The 17,979-nt window shown below is 44.2% G+C and carries 9 protein-coding genes; 7 read left to right on the forward strand and 2 right to left on the reverse strand.

The annotated features are described in order from the left end of the window. Positions 1-109 precede the first annotated feature (109 nt). Together FJQ58_RS24525 and FJQ58_RS24530 are read right to left on the reverse strand one after the other, a co-directional pair. Positions 110-1,846 (reverse strand): carbohydrate-binding module family 20 domain-containing protein, encoded by a 1,737-nt coding sequence (locus FJQ58_RS24525; RefSeq protein WP_139997418.1) that lies wholly within the window; start codon positions 1,844-1,846, stop codon positions 110-112. Between the two features lie 234 nt (positions 1,847-2,080). Then, on the reverse strand, positions 2,081-2,983 hold the full coding sequence (locus FJQ58_RS24530; RefSeq protein WP_139997419.1) for a LysR family transcriptional regulator: 903 nt from the start codon (positions 2,981-2,983) through the stop codon (positions 2,081-2,083). A 206-nt stretch (positions 2,984-3,189) separates the two neighbouring features. Between FJQ58_RS24530 and FJQ58_RS24535 the strand changes: the two genes are divergently transcribed. The 7 genes from FJQ58_RS24535 to FJQ58_RS24565 all read left to right on the forward strand — a co-directional run bounded on the left by FJQ58_RS24535 (position 3,190) and on the right by FJQ58_RS24565 (position 17,690). Continuing rightward, positions 3,190-7,137, forward strand: coding sequence for an S-layer homology domain-containing protein (locus FJQ58_RS24535; RefSeq protein ID WP_162341753.1), 3,948 nt, complete (start codon positions 3,190-3,192; stop codon positions 7,135-7,137). Positions 7,138-7,709: 572 nt separating this feature from the next. After that, complete coding sequence (locus FJQ58_RS24540) at positions 7,710-12,875, forward strand: InlB B-repeat-containing protein (protein WP_139997421.1); 5,166 nt, start codon at positions 7,710-7,712, stop codon at positions 12,873-12,875. A 150-nt stretch (positions 12,876-13,025) separates the two neighbouring features. Next, positions 13,026-13,544 (forward strand): DedA family protein, encoded by a 519-nt coding sequence (locus FJQ58_RS24545; protein ID WP_238404330.1) that lies wholly within the window; start codon positions 13,026-13,028, stop codon positions 13,542-13,544. 57 nt (positions 13,545-13,601) lie between these two features. Further along, the gene (locus tag FJQ58_RS24550) at positions 13,602-14,189 is read left to right on the forward strand and encodes a class I SAM-dependent methyltransferase (protein WP_139997423.1); all 588 of its coding nucleotides are present in this window, start codon (positions 13,602-13,604) and stop codon (positions 14,187-14,189) included. Between the two features lie 2 nt (positions 14,190-14,191). Further along, the gene (locus FJQ58_RS24555) at positions 14,192-14,872 is read left to right on the forward strand and encodes a response regulator transcription factor (RefSeq protein WP_139997424.1); all 681 of its coding nucleotides are present in this window, start codon (positions 14,192-14,194) and stop codon (positions 14,870-14,872) included. Next, entirely contained in the window at positions 14,865-15,983 is a 1,119-nt protein-coding gene (locus FJQ58_RS24560) for a sensor histidine kinase (RefSeq protein ID WP_238404332.1), read from the forward strand. Before FJQ58_RS24555 ends, FJQ58_RS24560 begins: the two co-directional genes overlap by 8 nt. Before the next feature lie 663 nt (positions 15,984-16,646). Beyond that, positions 16,647-17,690, forward strand: coding sequence for an aminoglycoside phosphotransferase family protein (locus tag FJQ58_RS24565; RefSeq protein ID WP_139997425.1), 1,044 nt, complete (start codon positions 16,647-16,649; stop codon positions 17,688-17,690). Positions 17,691-17,979: the final 289 nt, after the last annotated feature.

Below are 17,979 nucleotides of genomic sequence, written 5' to 3' on the forward strand. Positions count from 1 at the left end.
TGGCCGCATTAAGCTATAAAAAAGCTATTGCATACGTTTGAGGATTTAATCTCAAAAGTACACAATAGCTATTTATGAAATCGTTATACGCGCAATCTCAGAAGAGCTTCTAATTTCTAAAATCAAACGAGACTTGATTATTGCTTGCGCTGACTGTATATGTGCGATTAGCCCCCGACTCCCAAACGACATTGTTGGCAGCATCCCTTTTTATTGCTTTATACTCAAACGTTGTGCCGACTGGCAAGTTGACGGTGAAACCCCAATGCGGATAACTGGCCGTGTTGCCTGGACCAAACGCTTGACTAACATTCCAGTTGCCTAGTCCGGGGATATTGCCGATCAAGTATACATTCTGCCCCATGACCGTTGTAGCATTTCTCACGGTAAACGCTACATTAACGGATTGCGTCGAAGTCGAGTCGTTATTAAGCACTGCCACCGTGCCACCGGTGATATTTCCGGTAATTCTGCCATTGGCTACCGTAAATGTACCGCCGCCTGTTGCTTTATTCGTATAGACACCGTTAGCTAGATTCGTTGGCTGATTAATTGCCGCATTGCCGCCCAAATTAACAATGACCATTCCTTTATTGCCACGTTCAATCAGCATAATCTCATTGCCTTGATACCGTAAATACTCACCTTGACCTGCCATCGCATTGTGGAATTTGTTAACAGCCACTACATCTGGATCTTTCCACAAATTATTGCCCGCTGTTCCTAAAGTCGTAGCAAATTTGCCGGTACCTGCCGGACGATTAAAAAACAACGGAACCGTTTGGGCTCTTGCCGCAATAATAGCCCAACCCATTTTAATTTGCCACTCGTTCATATTCGTTGATTCATCTCCAAGGTTCGCATACGTATCATGCGATTCCACCCAAGTCACTAGCTTGGAAGGTGCGACGTTGGCCGCATTATAATTATAGGCTAGATTTACATTTTTGGCGTTATTAAAACCGACGGCGTGGCGCACGCTTTCACCGTAATTAGAAGCCGTTACATTCATATAATTGGCATATTGCGCAAATGCATCCGCACCTCCTTGCAGCACTTCACCATATATATACTGGTTGGAATTATTGCTCAATGAGCCTAACACGCGTGTCCAGAAATTTGAAGCTCCATATGGATCGGTCGGCAGCTCAATGTGTTTGGCAGCATCAAATCGGAATCCATCTGCGCCAAGTGAAATCGCATCGTTCAAAAATGCGATAATTTTATCTTGCAGTTCTTGATTGCTCGTGTTCAAATCCGGCAAGCCAATACCAAGCTGGGTAACTTGCCTACGATCATTCCAGTTGGTAATTCCGCTTAGTTCATGCCAAAAAGATGGATTGTTGCGAATGGAAGGATCAACGTTGTATGCCGGTACGTATTGCACCGACGAATCTATACCCGCGTTGCCTGTATGATTGGCAACAACATCGACGATTATGTTGATGCCATAATTCTCTGCTTCTGCACATAATTGTCTAAACTGCTCTCTTGTTCCCAACTGTGCGTTGCCAATATTGAAATTTATTGGTTGATACAACATCCACCAGATGCTTCCAGTCATCGTGTTTTCTTTATTTCCCTGAATCGGAGAGGTTTGAATTGTTTTAAAGCCCGCTGCAGCAATTTCTGGCAAGCGGCTCCGAATGGTATTAAACGACCAGTTCCACGCATGCAGAATTACGCCATCTTTTGTTGCGGATGGTAAGCCGTTATCCGCTGCTTCTGCCACTTGCCAACTTAGAAAATTGGAATTGTTTGCGCTTTCAAAACTAACTGCGAACGGTTGCGTTAATAACACGAAAAACAGAATAACACTTAAAATCCTCTTTGCTGTTTTGTTCATTTTCAACTCTCCTTCTTTCGTTTAGATTGGGTTAACGATGAATAATTGTGTCTACGGCCAATGACTACATAAATATACCACTGCTAAAATGATTTCAAGTTAGAGAACGTTTGTGAGTGTAGACGATTTTTATACACAAAAAAAAATCGTTCCGAAAATTATCTATCTTCTTTTCATCCGAATACCTAACTCAATCCATGCTCATACCTGTTCTTAAGCGGTTTATTCGTGAAATCAACCAATGGAAGGACTACCTTTGGTTTGAGGTGGAAGATTTGACTTGCTTTGAAACTGTGTAAACCAATTGCTAGCAAAATCTAAAAATAACTGTTTGTCTGGTGAAAGGGGCAATGTTTTTTTCCAAGCAAGTACTAAATGGCGTTTTGGATGTGTAGTGAACGGAATTAAATGAACATGCCTAGTTACATTTAACATCCAGGAGATATAGGGAACAAGAGAGAGTCCCATATTTGCTTCTACCATGGAACGGAGGGAGGATACCGCATTTGCTTCAAAAATAATAGTAGGATGAAACCCATGTTCTTCACAGATATGTTCTGTGAATATGCGAAGCTGGTTTCCTGTATCATAGGAAATGAATTTTTCGTTGTGAAGATCAGCAAGGTCAATTTCTTTCTTTTGTGCCCATTTACTGTTGTGTGGAGCTGCAAGCACGATCTCATCTTCCATTAATATGCGGTAGTTGTAGATGGTCTCATCAATGGGAAGCTGAAAAAAGGTGAAATCACCTTCATGACAGATAACCGATTCTCCTTGATAATATACAATTTTACTGTTCGAATAGGCCCTTTCAAATGCAGAAACTAGATCCATTATAAAATGAATCCCACTTTGAATATAAATGCCAATAGTCTTTAATTCCGAGTATTTCAATTCATCAACAGCATCATCGATATTGGTTAGAGCAATATCAACCTTTGTTAAGAACAATTTCCCGTTTTCATTTAAAAATATTTTCTTTCCATTTCGGTTAAATAAATCGCAACCTAGCTCTTTTTCTAGTTTACGTATGGTCGTACTTACTGCAGACTGGGGAATCATATAATGTTCAGCGGTTTTTGTGAAATTCTCCAGTTGCGCAGCTGTTCGAAAGTAGCGAAGTTGTAATAATTCCATAAGAAATATGCCCCCTTATATATCTTTAAATATATATGAATATATATAATTTGATTATTCTCAGCAACCATTTTTTTGAAATATAATCATTCTATGCACTATTTTAGTGAAAAAATAAAAAGTTCGGGTGCCGTTTTGTACCTTGAGCGAATGGAAAAGGAATGAATATCATGATGAAGAAAAGATTTATCCGGGAAATGATTGCTATGGTTTTGATTGTAGTACTTCTTGGTATGAGTTTCTTGGAAGCGGTTGCAGCGGAAGCGATAAATGAAACGGTAATAATGGATGCAATTCCGAATGCCGTAGATTCTCAGGACGATACCGTAAAAGTTTTAATGGTGGGAAACAGTTTGACTAGGTATAACAGTGTGGCAGACAAATTAGAACTGCTGTTTAAGTATGCAGGAAAACAAGCAATTGTAGATACACAGACTCAGATGGGCGCGTCGTTAATCGATCAGGCAGAAATACTAGCGACCAGTACACGGGAGGCTATCGTGTACGGTGATTACGATTATATAGTGCTTCAGGAAAAGTCATCCGGATTCACTGAGCCTTTATTAAGACAGGGAGTAGATGCGATTGATCCATGGATTCAGGAGGCAGAATCACATCCACAGCTTGTTTTGTATATGCCTTGGGCCAATGAAGACGTGTTTAAAACAATGCAAACCACTTTTACAAATGCATACGTTGCGGTTGCAAAAGACTATGGTGCATTATTGGCACCTAGCGGGGAGGCCTATTACGACCTGTATTTTAACGAAGGCAAAGACTGGTATCGGAATGGCGATAATGTTCATGGCAATGATCTTGCTTCCTTGATATCAGCAAGTACACTTTATTACGCAATATCCGGACAAGAACAACCCGTTCTCCAGATTAGAGAAGAAGATCAGTCCACGGTGAAGGCACTGGTGGAAAGTTCTGACTATAGAAATTATCCAGTTAATTATGATCGTGATTTAGTGAATTTAATAGAACGAAAGGCATATGCGTTTACAAATACTTATCGTAATCTGTATAATGTGCCGGATTTATCAGGACGTGGCATTGATGCAACAGTTAATCTTGCAAAACAAAAACAGGGTAGTGCATCCTCCAATGCAAGAGGAGCTACTCGTGGAATTGGGGCACGCAATGTAGCCAATCTTACTGACGGAAGTTATTCTTCTTTCATAACATTACATGAAGAAGATACGGACCCATGGTTTGCTGTGGACTTGGGTGTACAGACAGCCTTCAATCAACTTAATCTTTATTGGGGGGCCACTGGTGAGTATGCAGATTCTTACAGAGCAAAGTTTACAATTGAAGGTACGAATGATCCTAGCGCCGGATATAAGGTGATTGCGTCAGGACAAAGTACAAGCACTGCTAATCAGGAGATTCGATTTTCCAGTGTTGAATATCAATATGTTCGTGTTCATGTAGCAGAAAAAAGTGGAGCCTATGCTAGTTTGTATGAAATGGAGATTTATCATTTGCCCGGTCAAGGTGGCAACGACGACCCCGCTGCCGATTTCGAAGTAAGTGTTGGCGATTATTTACAGGTTCAGGTTGGCGACGGCCTTACGAACATGAGTCTGTATGAACAGGGCATGTATGAAGCAGCGGTAGCATTTCCCCAGGGGGTAAAAGATTATAAGATTCTAAGCAATGGCGAATCTATCTATAAAGGAGCAATAACAGAAAGTAAGGTTGCTCAGAATATTATTATCCGTTTATTTGCAACAGATGACAAAGTGGTGACAGGACAGGATGTGCATAAGGATGTGAACGGTAATCCGGTACAGGACATCAAGAAAGTGGCGAACTGGACGGGTAATTTCTTTAATCGAACCGGTATAGAAGAATTTAAAGCGTTTGGCGGTTGGGATCAAGCCAGTCCGTTATCTACTCTTCCTTATCTTGGTGGTGGAATTTTCGCAAGAGAATTAACCTATACTGTACCAAAATTATCTGTGTCGTATGATTACAAGATTAATTTTGACCGTACATGGAATAATGGCGAGATTCCTTCTGCTAATCGGAAAGTTGTTTTTCCGGCATCAGAAAAGGAAACGGATACGTTTGTTTTATGGGTGAATTCGGTAAGAGGAGATATATTCGACTCCCTCACGGATGGAAGCACCACATTTAAGATTAAAGGTAATGATGAATATAGGAATACAATCGGTATCGCTAAAGTTGAGTTATCTTTAAGCAAAGAAGGAAACGAGACATTATATCGGATGGTACAAACGGGGAAAGATGCTTATATGGCTACAGCATTTATAGAACCGGGTACTTACACATGGGCTGATAAGATCGATAATAAGGACGGTACATTAAGTGGCGACTTTACAGTGGATAAGAACACGGCGGTGACATTTTACTATCGTGTAAATAAAGCTAACTATGTCCTGCTCAATACTGTGAATAATGCCGATGGGTTCTATGAGGCAACTATAGATGATCCGGACATTGCGAGCGTAGAAGCGGCGGCGGCAGCCCTCGAAGTGGGTTACGCTGCAGGCAACAATGCAGATAATGTCACACAAAACGTAACATTGCCAACAAAAGGATTAGGAGATGTCACCGTTACATGGTCAAGTGACAGCCCTGAAGTCATTCGCACAAATGGCGCTGTTGTTCGTCCATTAGCAGGTGCGGCAGACGCGACGGTTACCTTGATTGCAACATTAACGAAAGGTAAAGTGACGGATACGAAAATCTTTACGGTAATCGTTAGGTCGATGAAAATCGAGGTTATACCTGTTGAAACGATTCATGTTAGCGGAAATGATACCATTACAACAAAAGGCGGTACACTTCAATTAACAGCAGAGGTACTGCCGGCAGATGCAACGAACAAAACAATCATCTGGTCTGCCCGGAATGGAACAGGAAGCGCAACGATCGATGAGTCGGGTCTGTTAACTGCGGTAAGCGATGGTACCGTAACGGTGACAGCGACGGCAGCAGATGGTTCGGGAATCGTGGGAACGAAGTCGATTGCGATTAGCGGCCAGACAACAAGCAATCCAGAGCCAACGAATCCGCCTAGCCATCCAGGACCATCGACATCAGCGCCAACAGGCGTCATTAAGGATGGAGACAAAGCGATTGTGGAGTTTGGCAGCGGCATCACATCGAAGTCCATTCCCATGCAGGATATCGGCGGACTATCCCTGCAGGTGAAAGCCATGAATGCGGTTCTAACGATTCAAGCGGATGCGTTGAAGCAATGGCTGACTGCGGCGGGGAATCCATCCGGGGCAAGTATTGAAGTAACCGTTGTGCCAGTGACTGCTGGTGATCTTGCGAATGCTCCAGCCCAAGGCGGTCAAGCGCGTATAGAAGTTGCTAGCGTAATCTACGACATCACGGTTAAGCTGAAGCACAACAACCAAGTCACTGACATCAGCAATGTAGATGACGGAGTTGAGATATCTTTGCCTTATAACAAGGGTGCTGATGAAGACCTACTGGGCATTTATTATTTCAATGAAGTAAGCAAAGAATGGGAATACGTAGGGGGCAGCGTAGATGCAGCCAAGAATACCGTGACGGTTGCGCCTCAGCATCTGAGCAAATATGCGGTGCTGGAATACTCGAAGTCATTCACGGATGTTCCTTCGAACCACTGGGTTGCTCGGACGCTGGAGGTGTTGGCAGCGAAGCATATTATTAACGGCACAAGCGATACACTCTTCACACCAAATGGACATACAACTCGCGCTGAATTCGCATCCTTGCTGGTGCGAGCTTTAGGCTTGACGACTTCTGCAAGCTCAGTTCCGTTCGACGATGTTCAAGCAAGTCAATGGTATGCAAAGGAAGTTGCCATTGCTTATGAAGCGGGGCTTGTCTTGGGAGTATCGGATAACAAATTCGATCCAAACGCGAGAATCACCCGTGAACAAATGGCGGTACTGCTCGTTCGCGCTTATGAGTACAAGAACCATGCAATTGCAGCGACTGGTCACGAAACAGCCGGTTTCGAGGATGGCTCAAGCATCTCTTCATGGGCAGTAGGAGGAGTGAATAAAGCCATGGCCGCAGGACTTCTGCAAGGCAAAGGAAACGGAATCTTCGATTCTGCGTCCGACGCCAATCGCGCCGAAACCGCGCAAGCTATCATGAACTTGATTAAGAAGCGGGAGTAGAACGGGGATTAAGAGCCTATCAATCCGCTAGTGCGGGTTGAGGGGCTCTTTTTTTGTAAAGATGCAGGTGTGAAACAACAAAGTGAGTCCACATGTATTCAAATACAACGGGACTTTTGGAATTTAGGTGGATCTATATTTGCGTTCAATCGAAGAACGAATAAACCGCTTAAGAACAGGTATGAGTACGGGTTGAGTTAGATAATCGGCTAAAAAGAAGATAGATAATTTTCGGAACGAATTATTTTTTTGCATAATAATCGTCTACACTCGCAATCGATCTCTATCTTGAAATCATTTAAGCAGTGCTATATTTAAGGAGGAACTATATTCACCTAGGGTTGTATGTAAGAGTCGGTGAAGAATGGGGAGAATCAAGATGCTGTACAAGTAATCGAATATCCCTCTTTGAATACGGTTACATGGGGTTATTTTATACGAAGGCGGTGATGTGCATAGCACAGTATTTAAATAAATGTCTAAATTTATCGTGAAATCGAGTTCTGTGAAACTACCTTTTTACAAATCGTTTTATCATTATCATTTTATCAATAAGGGGATTGAACATTTCTATGAAGCAAACAAAACAACTGAACCGAAAACGTTTCCTTAGCCTGCTTCTCACTCTGGTGCTGCTAGCATCGGTATTTGCCATGCCGACAGCCCAGGCCCAATCTTTCACGGCAGCCGCTTCCCCAACTAGCAGTCCTGTCCCGGATCGCATACGTGATGGGGTTATACTGCACGCCTTTGACTGGAATTTAAGTGTCATAGAGAAAAACCTACAGGCTATCGCTGACGCCGGGTACACGGCGATCCAGACTTCGCCTATCATGGGCAGCGCGTCTGGGAGCAACTGGTATTTTGCCTATCAGCCCAGCAACATGCTCGCTGGCGGCAAAGGCAACAGATACGGTGACAGGGACGCGTTTGTCAGCCTGACTACCGCCGCTAATGCACTTGGCATCAAGGTCATCGTCGACGTAGTGCCTAACCACATGGGCAGCACCGGCAACTCAGATGCCCCGTGGAATGACAACACCTATTTCCACAATGTGAGCGGCAGCGTAGGTTATAATGACCGTTTTCTTCTAACCCAGCCGAACATGATCAGCGGGCTGAGGGATCTGAACACGCACTCCAAGTTTGTTCAAGATTCCTACATTGCTTACTTGAAGGACATGATCGACGCTGGCGCGAGCGGCTTCCGCTATGACGCCATCAAGCACATCGAGCTTGACGACGACGTGCCTTCCCCGGCGAGTATTGCCGCAGGCTACCCTGAAGGGGAGTTCAAAAGCGATTATGTGAAAAATGTGACTGGCGCCGCGAAAGCCTACTTTGAGGAGAAGGGCAAAGAGAACTTCCAGTACGGCGAGGTGCTGCAAGGGGGAGACCCTAAGAACGACAGGATGAAAGGTTATGCCAAGTATATCGACATGACTGCTTCCAAGTACGGGCATGATGTGCGTGGCGTCCTTGAGGTAGGGGACATCGGTCGTCTCGACAAATGGGCGGATTACGCGGCCGAAGGCCTGACGGCCGACCAACTGGTACCCTGGGTGGAATCCCACGACACCTACAACAACGAAGGAGAGTCTCTGAGCTTCAGCCCGAAGCAGATCAGACAGGGCTGGGCCATGATTGCCGCTCGCAAGGACGTTTCCCCCCTCTTCTTTGCCCGTAATGTCAACGCCGACGGGAGCCAGAGAACCAGCGTACTGACAGCAGACAACGTAGACAATAACCGGCCGCAGTGGAGCCATCCCGAAGTGGTGGCTGTCAATAAGTTCCACAACGCTATGGCGGGAAGGGACGAGAATCTGGTAAGCCTCGGTAACAATGCCGTCCTGATCGAGCGCGGTACAATCGCGGAAGGCGGCGGCGCGGTGCTGGTCAACACTAGTACAATGGCTCGTGTTCTGGGCAGTGTACCGGTTAATTTCTTGAAGGATGGCTACTATGTGAACGCACTGGATTCATCCAACGTCTTTACAGTAGCTAGCGGCAGGATCAGTGGAACCATCCCTGGCAACCCTGCAAAAGCCAACAACACTGATACTGGCAGCAACGCTGGACTTGTGGTTCTTATGAAGAAAGAGGACGCATCCTCCTCCGTTCTGGCCGCGTTGCCGAGCGATGACGATGTGCTCGCCGGCAACAGCTTTACCGGCAATCAGCTCAAGCTTAGGATGTCAGCTGTCAATGTGACGAGTGCCAGCTACGCTATTAATAACGGCGATGCTGTGAGCTTTGCTCATAATGACATCATCACTGTGAAAGGCAACTACAACGAGCCGATTACCGTTACGTTGGTGGGCCGGGCAGTCGAAGGGAATTGGATCACCAAAGCGTTTACCTACACAAGAGTCGAACCTGTAGGAGCGGTCACTCCCCCGGTCGCAGAGCCAACACATGTCAATGTATATTTGTCGATCAATCGTAATGCGAACTTCCAAGCCTGGGGTACCCACACCTTCGGAATTAGGACCTACACGTACAACCCTGAGTTGTTCGGCGGATGGCCTGGCGGTACGATGACGAGATTGAAATACAATGGTGTCGACACGCATTGGTACAAGATTAGTATGCCTCGCGCAGCCGTAGGCGGAATTATATTTAATACCCAAAACAACTCGGGCGCTGGACAACAAACCGGTCAACCCGCGATTACCGCTTCAATGCTGAATAATGAGCAATTATATTTCTATGGTACTGGAGCTTCAGGCTATGCTATTAACACTGGCGCCAACTGGGACACGGCCTTTGCCACAGGCAACAATATCGGATTCGCAGGCAGCAGCGTATTCCCTCCGGGGCGTAATGGCGTGATTTTCAACACGTCGGGCGGCAGCTCGGTCGTCAATCAGTATGTTCGTGAAGGGGAAAAAGCGACTCGGCCGACAACCGACCCGACTCGCAGCGGTTATCTTTTCGATGGAAAATGGTATACCGATTCGGCTTTCACGCAGGAGTATAGTTTCAACACTCCTGTGGTCAACACTCTTGGCGACGGTCATATTTACGCAATGACTCTCTACGCCGGATGGATCCAGCTGGAAGCCGACAAATTCCTGGTCCAGTTCAACTCTCAGGGCGGCAGTTCGGTCATGTCCATCCCTAACGTGGCTGTAGGCAGCAAAATCACTGCGCCACAACAGCCGATCAGGAACGGTTATGCTTTCGCGGGATGGTACAAGGATTCGGCCTACACTGATGCGTGGAGCTTTGGCTCTGATACTGTGACGGCGGCAACAACGCTCTTCGCCAAATGGGAGGCTGTATCTTACACGATCACCTATAAGGACGGTAGCGAATCAGCCGTTATGCCGGGCAGCGAACAGGTCACCTATAGCTTTGAAACGCCTACGTTTAACCTGGCCGAGCCGAGCTCCAAGGAGGGGTATAGCTTTAACGGCTGGTATACCAACTCGGAATTCCTGCCGAGCTCTAAGCGTATCAACGTTGCAGTCAACTCTGTCGGCAATTTGACTTTGTACGCCCGCTTTACGGCGAATGCCTACAGTATTATACTGGATCCTCAAAGTGGGTCAGGCGGTACGGAAAGTATTTCGGTCAACTATGGCGGCAAACTGCCGCTAGGAATTACTAGTCCTGAAAAGGAAGGATATTCTTTCCAAGGCTTCTACGCAAACACTGGCGGAAAGGGCCAACAGTATTACAACGGTAGCGGCGTCAGAGTATTTGAGGGCAACTGGTCGACAGTGTCCGTCAGCAACTTCTACGCTCATTGGATTCTCAAGGATAATCCGGACATTGCCGCTGTAGCGGCGGCAGCAGCAGCCCTCGAAGTGGGTTACGCTACGGGCAATAATGCAGCTAATGTCACACAAAACGTGACGCTGCCAACAACAGGATTAGATGATGTCACCGTTTCATGGACAATTGACAATCCTGGGATCATTCGTACAAATGGCGAAGTTATTCGTCCATTAGCAGGTGAGGCTGACGCCATTGTTACCTTGACTGCAACATTAATCAAGGGTGAAATAACGGATACGAAAATCTTTACAGTAATCGTCAAATCGATGGAAATCGAGGCTATACCGGTTGAAACAATCCATGTTAGCGGTAATGATGAGATCACAACAAAAGGCGGTACACTTCAACTAACAGCAGAGGTGCTGCCGGCAGATGCAACGAACAAAACAATTATCTGGTCTGTCCGGAATGGAACAGGAAGCGCAGCGATCAATGAGTCGGGTCTGTTAACTGCGGTAAGCGACGGCACCGTAATGGTGACGGCGACGGCAGCTGATGGTTCGGAAATCGTGGGAACGAAGGAGATTGCGATTAGCGGCCAGACGCAGACCAACCCGGATAAACCAATTGAAAGTATCACAATTAGCGGTAATGATGAGATCACAACAAAAGGCGGAACACTTCAATTAACAGCAGAGGTGCTGCCGGCAGATGCAACGAACAAAACGATCATCTGGTCTGCCCGGAATGGAACAGGAAGCGCAACGATCGATGAGTCGGGTCTGTTAACTGCGGTAAGCGACGGCACCGTAACGGTGGCGGCGACGGCAGCAGATGGTTCGGGGATCGTGGGAACGAAGTCGATTGCGATTAGCGGCCAGACAACAAGCAATCCAGAGCCAACGAATCCGCCTAGCCATCCAGGACCATCGACACCAGCGCCAACAGGCGTCATTAAGGATGGAGACAAAGCAATTGTGGAGTTTGGCAGCGGCATCACATCAAAGTCCATTCCCATGCAGGATATCGGCGGACTATCCCTGCAGGTGAAAGCCATGAATGCGGTTCTAACGATTCAAGCGGATGCGTTGAAGCAATGGCTGACTGCGGCGGGGAATCCATCCGGGGCAAGTATTGAAGTAACCGTTGTGCCAGTGGCTGCTAGTGATCTTGCGAATGCTCCAGCCCAAGGCGGTCAAGCGCGTATAGAAGTTGCTAGCGTAATCTACGACATCACGGTTAAGCTGAAGCACAACAACCAAGTCACCGACATCAGCAATGTAGATGGCGGAGTTGAACTATCCTTGCCTTATAACAATGGTGCTGATGAAGACCTACTGGGCATTTATTATTTCAATGAAGTAAACAAAGAGTGGGAATACGTAGGGGGCAGCGTAAATGCAGCCAAGAATACCGTGACGGTTGCGCTTCAGCATCTGAGCAAATATGCGGTGCTGGAATACTCGAAGTCATTCACGGATGTTCCTTCGAACCACTGGGTTGCTCGGACGCTGGAGGTGTTGGCAGCGAAGCATATTATTAACGGAACAAGCGATACACTCTTCACACCAAATGGACATACAACTCGCGCTGAATTCACATCCTTGCTGGTGCGAGCTTTAGGCTTGACGAATGCTGCAAGCTCAGTTCCGTTCGACGATGTTCAAGCGAGTCAATGGTATGCGAAGGAAGTTGCCATTGCTTATGAAGCGGGGCTTGTCTTGGGAGTATCGGATAACAAATTCGATCCAAACGCGAAAATCACCCGTGAACAAATGGCGGTACTGCTCGTTCGCGCTTATGAGTACAAGAACCATGCAATTGCAGCGACTGGTCAAGAAACAGCCGGTTTCAAGGATGGCTCAAGCATCTCTTCATGGGCAGTAGATGGAGTGAATAAAGCCATGGCCGCAGGACTTCTGCAAGGCAAAGGAAACGGAATCTTCGATTCTGCAATCGACGCCAATCGCGCCGAAACTGCGCAAGCCATCTTGAACTTGTTCAATAAGCTATAAGCTGGAATAGGATTGGAAAATTAAAAAGCTAAAGCATCAAAAGCACTTTCTAATCAGGCTACTTGCCTGATTAGAAGTGCTTTTTTTCATTTATGGCTACCTTTCTTCAGAAATTCTTTAGAAAAATCCTCATTAGGAGCTTAGATTTAATTGGTATTCTTCATCTATGATTTCGAGATGAGGAGGGTCACCATGATTAGTGAGACTATTATGCAATTAATTGATCAATATGGATATTTTATGTTTTTCGTTGCCCTTTCCCTAGGCCCTTTCGGTATTCCTGTGCCAAACGAAATAACGATACTAACTGGCGCGTTTTTGAGCAGCAGGGGTACTTTAGATCCTTGGATTACTTATTCAGTTATCTTATCGGGACTGCTGATCGCGATAACCGTATCTTATTTTCTAGGAAAAATCTTTGGAAATCATTTCAATGAAAAATTATGCAGAAATCGTCACTTTCAAAAGGCTCAAACCATCTTAAAGCGGCACGGGAACTGGGCAATGGTGCTTGGATTTTTTTTGCCTATAGTCAGGTACATCATGCCTATGCTTGTGGGTCTTGGAAATGTGAAGTTTAAAACGTTTGCTCTCATATCCTATTCCAGCGCTTTAATGTGGACTGCGACTTTTTTTGTTATCGGAATTTTTACCGAGAAAATCTTCTGAATGATCGTTCGTGAATGAAATCATTCGAATTATGCAAATTAAAATGAGGTGTAATCAGTGAGTAAACATCATTATATACAGTTTCTGCAAAGTTTTATTCAACAGCCCAAACAGGTAGGCAGCATAGTTCCGAGTTCGCGGTTTTTGGCAGGCAAAATGGTGAATGCTATTTCATGGGACAAAGTACGTACTGTGGCGGAGCTTGGCTCGGGTACAGGAGCCATCACATGTGCAATCGCGAAACACTCTCCAAAAAACACCAAAGTTTTCTTGTTTGAAATGGATGAAACGATGAGGCGGAATTTGGAAAAAAACTATCCTCACTTCAACTGCCATTCTAACGCCTGTCAATTAGTCGAAATTATACATCGTGAGGGCATAAGACAATTAGATTGTATTATTAGCGGTTTGCCTTTTTTTAATTTTAAACAAGACATTAGAGAAACATTGCTTGACCAAGTTTATCAAGCATTAAAACCCGGAGGGCTGTTCGTTGCCTTTCAATATTCCCTTCAGATGAAAAAAAGCTTATCCGAAAAGTTCGTTGTAGAGAGCATTGGACTTGTCCCCTTCAATGTTCCGCCAGCTTTCGTATATACTTGTCGTAAAGTGCTCAAAGATAACCTTAAAACAGGGAGTGATTAGAAATGAATACAGTCCTTGTTGTAGACGATGATTCAGAGATTCGAGATATTTTGCATGTATATCTTCGCAATGAAGGGTATTTGGTATGTGAAGCGGCAAATGGCTTAGAAGCGCTGCAGGCAATTCAAACAAACTCAGTCCAATTGGTCATATTGGATGTTATGATGCCGAAATTAGATGGTATTCACGCTTGTCTTAAAATAAGGGAGTTCTCAGACGTTCCGATCATTATGCTTTCGGCTAAACAGGAGGACATGGACAAGATTACTGGCCTTATGATAGGTGCAGACGATTATATGATTAAGCCTTTTAATCCCATGGAATTACTCGCAAGAGTCAAGGCTCAATTACGGAGAAGTTTGATGATAAGTAAACAAGATATCCAAACGGTTATCCATATCAAAGACCTCATGATCGACAAAGGCAAACATTCCGTAAAGTTGAGGGGAAACGATATCTCGCTAACTCCAATTGAGTTTGACATTTTAGCATTGTTGGCAAGTCACCTTGGGCAAGTATTTAGCTCGGAAAAAATTTATGAAAGCGTATGGAAAGAACCTTATGGTTATTCAGATAATACAGTAATGGTACATATCCGTAATTTAAGAGAGAAGATAGAGGAAGTTCCAAGAGCGCCTCAATATATTAAAACCGTATGGGGAGTTGGTTATAAAATTGATTAAATGGGTTAATAAAAGAACAAGTAAAATTCAGATTAATATCATTATGAATTCTGTATTTAGTTTCTTTATTGCCATTATCCTCTCACAGGGAGCTCAATATAGTGTTTACCTTATTAATCGGGATTGGAGTAATATGATGGGACATCTAACGATTCCGATATTTACAGGTTTCTTTGTTTTAACCTTTTTTGTTTTGACACAACGGATAGTCGCTGACCTAATTACATTGGAGCGAGGGCTTCAAATTATTGCTACAGGAGATTTAGATTACCGGGTTTCACTTCATCGAAAAGATGAACTCGGCAGGGTTGCGTTGAACATCAATTTGATGGCAGAGCGTCTGCAGCAACAGATGAATAAGGAACGGGAAGCAGAAAAATCCAAAATGGAATGGATCACGGGTATATCACATGACTTGCGAACGCCTCTTACCAGTATCATTGGTTATATTGAGCTTTTACGAAATAATTTATTTCAATCAAAAGATGAATATAAGCGATTTCTTCAAAACACATATAATAAAGCGGTCCACTTAAAGAGCATGCTGGATGATTTGTTTGAGTACACCAGGCTTTCTTCAAATGAAACTAGCTTAGAGCTTAAACATGTGGATGTAAATAAGCTTCTTGAGCAATTGCTTTTTGAATTTGAGCCGATTGCACATGAAAACACAATAAGTATTGTGAAAAAAATTGAGAGTTCCCCTCTATTCACATTTGTGGACAGTGAAAAAATCGCCAGAGCCATTGATAATTTGCTTATGAATGCCCTTAAATACTCATCCAAGCCAGGAACCGTTAGCATTAACCTAAACTCGAACGAATCAAACATTATGATTACGATCGAAAATAAAGGCAAACCACTCACACTGGAACAAGAAATGAAGTTGTTTGACCGTTTTTATAAAGTGGACCATGCTCGGAGTACAGAAGGCATTCAGACTGGGGCAGGATTAGGACTTTCTATAGCTAGAAACATCATTGAGTTACATGGAGGTTCTTTAAAGCTCCATCATCATGATGGGAATTTTGAATTTTGCTTGACGCTACCATTGATATTAGAGAGCAAACCACTTGCCAGTAAGAATATGCTCTGGAAAACACCTTTATAAAAATATGGTAATTCAAAGAGCGCTGATCTGGCTTTTTTGGCCTATGTACTTTTGCAGATAGCAGATTGCGTCCGGGAACGCCGACAATTGCTAAGATGGGAAATGGTCATTATTATGGAGGAAGTGAAGTCGTACCTACTTTCAATATTAGGGGGATGTATCGAGTGTCTGCTGTTGTTCTTAGCTAGTTAATTGCATTAGGTTTATTTCATTTAAATTGCAGAAATCCACTTACTTAGGTGGTTTATTTCTTCATGAAATAAATGAGATAACCCAGCATTAGTTAAGAACATGGGACATCGACTACTTTTAGTTGACTGCGGAACCTTACTCTCATGCACGGTTTTTTTACATTATTCCTTAATTGTCAAAACTCATTTGTTTTGACATTCGATTGATTCGGAATATTATGTTATCCGCTAGTCATTTCCTTACGAGGGCAGAAGGTGAACGATATGTTCATTTTCTGCCCTTTTTTAATTTGTAAACTTAGGGGGAAGTGAGTGATTAGTTTGAAATCGTATTCGACAAAGTTGACGAAAACGTAAAACAGCAAGTGGGAGCAAGGGTTGTCGAGCAGCTTCTATTTGAGTGTTATGTACGGCTCGGCAAGCTTTAGTGTTTCAATGGGTAAATAATAAATAGAATGGTAGGTAAATTAAATTGGAACATAATATGATCATAATTGCTCAAGGTTTAGCCGAAGTACTTCAACGCGGAAAGGTACGTCATTTAGAGAAAGGCTATATGACAGATGCTGAACGTGGGTGGTCCGGTGCGGAAGTACGTCGTTTAGAGGTTACTTACGAAAATGGACAAAAGGAGAGCATGATATTTAAAGAAGCTGCTCTAAAAGAACGAATGGCGATGAAAACGTTAACTGATCAAGGCCATCGCAACACGCCCGCCGCTTTTTCACTGGACATTGTAACAGACGAGCCTAGATGGATGGCGATAGAAGATTTGGGAAGTGTTAAGTCTCCTCCGCCTGGCGTAGATTGGTCGCCAAGGGTTGTGGAAGCATTAGCCAGAATCCATACACGTAATATGCAAAGAGGCCAGGATATGCTGTGGCTTCCCCATGCCGACGCTCAGTATTGGGAGAAATATTTGATTACGCTAGTGTCCGTGGACCATTTTGAAACGCTTATGGACCAAAATCCCGAATTTTGCAGGGAATTTGGTGCGTATCTGCCGTCACTGCGTGACAAATCCAGCGCATTTGCACGTGATATGGCGGCTTTGTACGTTGAGAAAGAAAGTCTGACTCTCACGCATGGAGATTTGCAGTCCGTAGATGGTTCCCATATACATTATTATAATGGAAAACCTTATTTTATTGATTTCGGGTGGTGCTATTATGCGCCTTTTTATATTGACCTGGCCAGTTATTTTAACCTTGAGGAGGCCAAGCTTTATTACAACGAATTAATTGCTAACGGCGTATCACTTCGCTATGACGATTTTTATGAAAGAATAAGGGCATCATTTCGTTATAGTGGGTTGATATACTTGTGTCCCAGTATTAGGCAGTGGTCTCTCGGGCCTACTGAACTAACGGGTAAACGATTGCTACAGATGTTGAAAATTGTACTTACAGGTGAATTCCCTGAGCGTAGAATTGATTACTCTAGCGAGCTTTTTTCCAAACTGCTCAAGGAACATAAGAACGGTACACTTCATAAGCTCAACGGGAATATCTTTTGAACCGAAACGCAGAGATTCTGAAGCTTTTCCGGCAGGGGATGAATGTGGATCAACTTGCGAGTGCCTACTGCCTATCCCTTGACAGTACTAAGAAAATTGTTTATAGAGCAAAAGCATAACAAAGGGCTCGCGTTGGATAAACCAACGCGAGCTTTTTGTTAGGTAAGAAATGAATAGAAGAATACTCTGCCTTTAAAGGAAGCCATATCCGCTTTATACTGTTGCTAGGCAAGAATGATGGTATCAGTGATAGGGATGATTGAAAAAAAACGAAACCGGAGGGGTTGCA

The organism is Paenibacillus paridis (assembly GCF_006345825.1).
Taxonomy (GTDB): Bacteria; Bacillota; Bacilli; order Paenibacillales; family Paenibacillaceae; genus Pristimantibacillus; species Pristimantibacillus paridis.